The sequence below is a fragment of the Kineococcus siccus genome (assembly GCF_009906795.1).
Taxonomy (GTDB): domain Bacteria; phylum Actinomycetota; class Actinomycetes; order Actinomycetales; family Kineococcaceae; genus Kineococcus; species Kineococcus siccus.
Genome location: NZ_JAAALN010000221.1, coordinates 1 through 6,652, shown reverse-complemented (window position 1 = coordinate 6,652; position 6,652 = coordinate 1). Strand labels below are relative to the sequence as shown.

Sequence of the window (6,652 nt, the reverse complement as noted above, 5' to 3'; positions counted from 1 at the left end):
CCCCCGTCCGGCGCCCCGCCCTCACCACCCCACCGGCCCCGCGCCGGCGCTGGATCACCACGGCGGTCGGCGTCGTCCTCATCGCGGTCATGCTGTTCCCCGTCTACTGGATGGTGAACGCGAGCCTGCAGCCGGCGGGCAGCATCCTCGACGCGCCGTGGTTCCCGTTCCAGCCCGACCTCGCCGGCTACCGGACCGCCGTCGCCGACCAGGGCCGCAACCTCGTCACGAGCCTGGTCATCTCGGCGGGGTCGGTCGTGGTGTGCCTCCTGGTCGCGACGCCCGCGGCCTACGGCCTCGCGCAGCTGAAGCTGCCCGGCGGGAACCTGTTCCTCTTCGGGGTGCTCGTCACCCAGATGGTGCCGGGCATCGTCGTCGCCAACGCCCTGTACAGCGCCTACAACGACCTCGGGCTGCTGGACAGCGCCGTCGGGCTCGTCCTCGCCGACGCGACCCACGGCATCCCCTTCTCCATCCTCATCATCCGCGCCTTCATGGAGGCCATCCCGGTGGAGATCACGGAGGCCGCGCGCATCGACGGCGCGTCGCGCTTCCGGGCCTTCCGCTCGGTGGTCGTGCCGGTCGCCTACAACGCGCTCATCACGGCCGGGCTGTTCACCTTCCTCTTCAGCTGGAGCGACTTCCTCTTCGCCCTGACCCTGACGACGACCGACGACCTCAAACCGATCACCCTGGGCATCTACCAGTACCTCGGCGTCCAGACGAGCCAGTGGCCCGCCACGATGGCCACCGCGGTGCTCGCCTCCGTCCCCGCCGCCGTCCTGCTCGTGGCCGCCCAGAAGTACGTCGCGGCCGGCGCCACGGGCGGTGCGGTCAAGTGAGCGGCACTGCCCTCCCCTGACGTCCGCGCCGGGTAAGGTCTGTCGCCTGCCGGTGCCCCGCACCGGCAGGCGACACACAGCGGCACGACCGGTCGACGACGTCCGTGGGCCCTGGCGAGGAGGACACCGTGCGGAGCACCAGCGAGCCACTGCTCGTGGAGGTGGCGGCGACGGGGAACATGACGGACTGCGTCGTGGACACCGCCCGCGAGGCACCGGACCACGTGAGCATCAGCACCCGGACCGCGGACGGCACGTGGCGGGACACGACCTCGGTGGAGTTCCTCGCCGCGGTGCGGGGCCTCGCCAAGGGGCTCGTCGCCGCGGGCGTCGAGCCGGGCGACAAGGTCGCCCTCATGTGCCGCACCCGCTACGAGTGGACGCTCGCCGACGTGGCGACCTGGTTCGCCGGAGCGGTGACCGTCCCCGTCTACGAGACCTCCTCGGCCGAGCAGGTCGCGTGGATCCTCTCCGACTCCGGTGCCGTCGCCTGCCTGGTCGAGACGCCGGAGAACGCGGCGTGCGTCGCCTCGGTCCGCGGCGAGCTCCCGGGCCTGCGCGACGTCTGGACCATCGACTCCGGCGCGGTCGAGGAGCTGACCGCCGCGGGCGCCGAGGTCGAGGACGAGCAGCTGGAGCGCGCGCGCACGTCGGCGGGTCCGCACGACCCGGCCACGATCATCTACACCTCGGGCACGACGGGCCGCCCCAAGGGCTGCGTGCTCTCGCACAGCAACTTCCGCGACCTCTCGCTCAACGCGCGGGACGCGCTGCCGGAGATCCTCCAGCGGGGCGACGCGGCGACGCTGCTCTTCATCCCGCTGGCGCACGTCTTCGCGCGCTACATCCAGTGCCTGTGCCTCGTCAGCCGCGTCCGGATGGGCCACACCGCCGACCCCAAGGACCTGCTGCCCGACCTGGCCGGCTTCCGCCCCACCTTCATCCTCGCCGTGCCGCGCGTCTTCCAGAAGGTCTACAACGGCGCCGAGCAGAAGGCCGCCGCGGGCGGCAAGGCCAAGGCGGCCATCTTCGCGGCCGCGTCCCGCACCGCGATCGCCCACTCCCGCGCCCAGGACGCCGGCGGCCCCGGGGTCGCGCTGCGCGCGCGGCACGCGCTGTTCGACCGCCTCGTGTACGCGAAGATGCGCGACCTGCTGGGCGGTCGCGTGCGCTTCGCGGTCTCCGGCGGCGCGCCCCTGGGCGAGCACCTGGCCCACTTCTTCCGCGGTGTCGGGCTCGTCGTGCTGGAGGGCTACGGCCTCACCGAGACGACGGCCCCGCTCGCCGTCAGCCGGCCGTCCCGGCTGCGCATCGGCACCGTCGGGCCGCCGCTGCCGGGCACCGAGCTGGCGATCGCGGAGGACGGCGAGATCCTCGCGCGCGGCATCGGGGTCTTCTCGGAGTACCTGCACCGCCCGGACGACACGGCCGCCTCGATCGTCGACGGCTGGTTCCACACGGGCGACCTCGGCGACATCGACGCCGACGGGTACCTGCGGATCACGGGGCGCAAGAAGGAGATCATCGTCACGGCGAACGGCAAGAACGTCGCGCCGGCGCCCATGGAGGACCGCCTGCGCGCCCACACGCTGGTGTCGCAGTGCGTCGTCGTGGGCGACCAGCGCCACTTCATCGGCTGCCTCGTCACCCTCGACGCCGAGTCGCTGCCGTCCTGGGGCGCCAACCACGGCAAGCCCGGCCTCGACGTCGAGCGGGCCCGCCAGGACCCGGACGTGCTCGCGGAGCTGCAGCGCGCCGTCGACGCCGTCAACGGCACCGTGAGCCGCGCCGAGTCGATCCGGAAGTTCCGCGTGCTGCCCGGGGACTTCACGATCGAGAACCAGTACCTGACGCCCTCGCAGAAGGTGAAGCGGACCGAGGTCCTCAAGGACTTCGCGGCCGACGTCGAGGCGATCTACGCCCCGTGACCCGCCGCTCGGCCACCGCGCTCCTCGCGTGGTGGGTGCTGCTCGCCCTGGCGACCCACAGCGTGGTCCGCTACCGGTGGTGGCTCGTCGCCGGCTACGTCCTCGTCGCGGCCGTGGTCGTCGCCCTCGCGGTGACGAGCCCGGACGACCGCGCCGAGGGCCGGGCCGCCGACCCGCCGGCGCCCGGGCGGGCGGCAGGCGGGCGGCGGGACGCGGTGCGGCGGGCGGTGGTGCGCGCCGGGCCGCTCGGCCCCGTCGTCGCCGTCCTGGTCCTCACCGCGCTCACGCACCTCGCGGTCCCCGCGTTCACCTACGTGAGCGCGTCGACCCTGCTGGCGGTCCAGGTCGCGCTCGCGGCCGCCGCGCTGCTCGCGGCGCTGCTGCTCCTCCTGCCCCGGCGCCGGGCCGGCGGCGCGGCGCTCGCCGTCGCCGTGGCCGCCTCGGCCGGGACGTCGGCCGCCGTGGTGGTGGGCGACCCCGCCCCGCGCATCGACGTCTGGGTGATCCTGCAGCAGGCCGCGGACGGCATGGCCGAGGGCCGCTCGATGTACGCCCAGGTCTGGCGCGGCTCCCCCGGGATCACCGACGCCTTCGCCTACCTGCCGTGGACGGCTGTGCTCACCGCACCGGGCCGCTGGATCGCGGGTGACGTGCGGTGGGCGGTCGCGGTGCTGCTCCTCGTCACGGCGCTGCTCGTCGCGGCGACCGGGCGCTGGCGGCGGCCCGCGGTCGGCGCGGCGGCGCTGCTGCTGCTCTCGCCCGGCACGAGCACCCTCGTCGAGCAGGCGTGGACGGAGCCGACCGTCCTGGTCGGGCTCGCGGCGTGGGCGCTGCTGGTCGCGCGGGAGCGGGCCTGGTGGGCCGTCGTGCCGCTCGCCGTCGCCCTGGCGTCGAAGCAGCACGTCGTCCTGCTGCTGCCGCTGCTGGCGGTCTGGCCGCGGTTCGGGCTGCGCCGCACGGCCGTCGCGACGGTCGGCGCCGGGCTGCTGGTCGCCCCCTGGCTCCTCGCCGGCCTGCGCGACTTCCTGCACGACACCGTCTCGACCATGCTCGACCTGCCCCCGCTGCGCTTCGCCGACACCCTCTACACCGCGCTGCTCAACGAGACCGGCGTGCAGCTGCCGTTCGCGGTCGTCGGGGCGCTCATCGGGGGGGTCCTCGTGCTGGCGGTGGTCCGGCTGCGCCGGCACCCCGTCGGGCTGCCCGGGCTGCTGACGTGGTGCGCCGCGGTCCTCCTGGTCGCCAACCTCGTCAACAAGCAGGCGTTCTACAACCAGTACTGGCTGGTCGGCGCGCTGCTGTTGACCGCGGTGGCCGCGCGCGCCGGGCAGCGGGCTCCGGGGCCGGAGGAGGTCAGGACGCCCGGTGCGGTGCCGGGGCGTCCTCGACGTCCCGGCCGTCGAGCAGGTCGTGCAGCCGCTGCGCCTGGCGCGCCCAGCCCCAGCGCTCGCTGACCCACGCCCGCCCCCGCTCGCCGAACCGGCGTGCGGTGGCGCGGTCGAGCAGCAGGGCGCTCACGCGGTCGGCGACGGCGGCGACGTCGCGGCCGTCGACCACGTACCCGTTCTCCCCGGCCAGGACCGCGTCGGGAGCCCCCCCGGAGTCGCCCGCGACCACGGGCAGCCCGCACGCCGCGGCCTCGAGGTAGCAGATGCCGAGCGCCTCGGGCTCGAGCCCGGCGAGGCGCGTCCGGGTCGGCATGCAGAAGACGTCCCCCGCGTCGTAGTGCGCCGGCGTCGACGACCACGGCACCGACCCGGTGAGGACCACGTCGTCGGTCAGGCCCAGCTCGGCGACGAGCCGCTCGATCCGCGGCCGGTGGGGGCCGTCCCCGACGACGAGCAGGGCCGCGCCCGGCACCGCGCGGCGGATGGCCGGCATGGCCCGGACGAGCACGTCCTGACCCTTGCGGGCCACGAGCCGGGACACGCACACCACGACCGGGCGGTCTCCCAGGCCCAGCGCGCGGCGCACCTGCTCGCCCCCGCAGCCCGGGTGGAAGACGGTGTCGTCGACGCCCGGGGTCAGCTGGCGCATGCGCGCGCGGGCCGCGGCGGACAGCGGCCGCTCGATGCGCGAGCGGCACCAGGGCCCGAGGTAGGTCAGCGTGTCGGTCGCCTCGCCGATGCGCCGCAGCGCACGGCGCGAGCCCGGCAGCGTCGACCACCACACCTCGTGGCCGTGCGTCGTCGCCACGGCCCGCCGGACCCCGGCGCGGCGCAGGCCGGGAGCCAGCAGGCCCAGCGGCGCCGCCGCGCCGAACCACACCCGGTCGCAGCCGTGCGCGCGTGCGGTGGCGGCGACGCGCCGGGCGACGGCCGGGGTCGGGACCAGCAGCGGCGAGGGGTCCCGCACGACGTGCACGCCGAGCGCCGCGAGCTCGGCGTCGACCGCGGCGCTGCCCGCCTGCCGCGCGGTGTGCACGACGACGGCCGGGCCGGCCTGCCCCGCACCGTCGAAGGCCGCACCGTGCTGCGCCGGCCGGGCCAGCGCGGGCAGCCGCCGCACGACCTCGAGCACGAAGGACTCGATGCCACCCGTGCGGGGCGGGAAGTCGTTGGTGACGACGAGCGTGCTCACGCCCCGATCATCCCGCCCGGCGGGCACCGCCCCTCACGACCAGCCGTCGAGCCCGCCGGTCACGTCGGCGACCCAGCGGCGGCGGACGTCGTCGAACGTCTCGCCGAACGCGCGGTAGCAGCCCTCGTCGAGGCGCTGGGCGGGCGGCGCGGCGGGCAGTCCGCCGCGCTCGGGGGCGGCGGCCAGCCCCCGGTAGAGCCCGGTGACCGCCTCGGCCGCGGTGCGCCGGGCGACCGACGTGACCAGCGTCCACGCGGCCGCGTACGCGATCTGCAGCTCGGTCGGGTCCGCGGCCCCGAAGGCGGCGTCGTCGGGCACGAGGACGGGCCGGCCCGCGGCGACCGCGTCGAGCAGCGGCCGGGCGAGCGCCGTGGCGTCGAGGTCCCGGCCCGCGCGCGCCGCGAAGTCGGCGTACCCCTCGACGAGCCAGCGCGGCAGGGCCCCCGCGGTCCGCACCGACGTCCCCGCGCGCGTCGCGACGTGCACCAGCTCGTGCGTCAGCGTGATCCGCCGGCCCAGCGGCGTCAGCCCGGGGAAGCGGGCCGGCTGCACGACGACGCGCACACCGGCCGGGAGCCCGTCGGGGAGGTCGGCCTCGACGCCGACCGCGAGGGCGTCGAGCGCCTCGACCGCCTCGGGGGCCACCCCCGCCAGCCGGGCCGCGTCCGCGGCCGTCGCGGGCACGACGACGGCGGTGGCGCGCGGCCAGTCGGTGCCCCACGCGGCGTCCACCCGCCGCGCGGCGTCGGCCAGGTCGGCGGCGAGCTCCGCGGCCAGTCCCGCCGTCTCGACGACGGCCGGGTCGGCGGCGGCGGGGTCACCGCCGGCGATCCGCAGCACCACGCCACGGGGACCGGTGCGGGCCTCGACGTCGCCCAGGTCCCACGGCTGCGGCGTCCCGGCGTCGGCGACCGGCGTGAGGACCCAGCGCCCGCCCTGCCGCGTGACGCCCGTGCGGGCCCGGGAGACCACCTCGCGGTCCTCCCCCACCACGCGCACGCGCAGCAGCAGGTCGGCCACGTGGTCCACGCCCGGCGCCCCGCCCGGCGTCAGCCCCGTGACGTCGGCCGCCCAGGCCGCGACACCCGCGACCGCGGCCCGGGCGTCGCTGCGGCGCAGCCGGTCCAGGTCCTCGGGCGTCCCGACCACCTCCGACAGCGCACCGGCGCCCGCGACGAGGGCCTGACCGCGCCGCCGCAGGAGGGCGGCGACGTCGTCGGCCGTGGGCGCGTCCGCGCCGCCGGCCGCGGGCGAGGACGCCCCGGGGGCGGACGCACGGGCGTCCGGGGCCGGCACCGGTGG

At 76.7% G+C, this 6,652-nt stretch carries 5 protein-coding genes; 3 read left to right on the top strand and 2 right to left on the bottom strand.

The annotated features are described in order from the left end of the window. Positions 1 to 89: 89 nt before the first annotated feature. The 3 genes from GTR02_RS18405 (at position 90) to GTR02_RS18395 (ending at position 4,224) form a co-directional block, all read left to right on the top strand. Positions 90 to 842: a carbohydrate ABC transporter permease gene (locus tag GTR02_RS18405; protein ID WP_166608940.1), complete on the top strand. Its 753-nt coding sequence runs from the start codon at positions 90 to 92 to the stop codon at positions 840 to 842. Positions 843 to 970: 128 nt separating this feature from the next. Beyond that, a complete protein-coding gene (locus GTR02_RS18400; protein ID WP_166608939.1) occupies positions 971 to 2,770 on the top strand; it encodes an AMP-binding protein in 1,800 nt (599 codons plus the stop codon). Next, on the top strand, positions 2,767 to 4,224 hold the full coding sequence (locus GTR02_RS18395) for a hypothetical protein (protein WP_166608938.1): 1,458 nt from the start codon (positions 2,767 to 2,769) through the stop codon (positions 4,222 to 4,224). The genes GTR02_RS18400 and GTR02_RS18395 overlap by 4 nt, the downstream gene beginning before the upstream one ends. Here the strand turns inward: GTR02_RS18395 and GTR02_RS24680 are convergent. Together GTR02_RS24680 and GTR02_RS18385 are read right to left on the bottom strand one after the other, a co-directional pair. Further along, complete coding sequence (locus tag GTR02_RS24680) at positions 4,124 to 5,350, bottom strand: glycosyltransferase (protein ID WP_166608937.1); 1,227 nt, start codon at positions 5,348 to 5,350, stop codon at positions 4,124 to 4,126. The genes GTR02_RS18395 and GTR02_RS24680 overlap by 101 nt on opposite strands. 33 nt (positions 5,351 to 5,383) lie before the next feature. Further along, positions 5,384 to 6,652: hypothetical protein (locus GTR02_RS18385; protein ID WP_166608936.1), on the bottom strand; the 1,269-nt coding region annotated here is incomplete at its 5' end.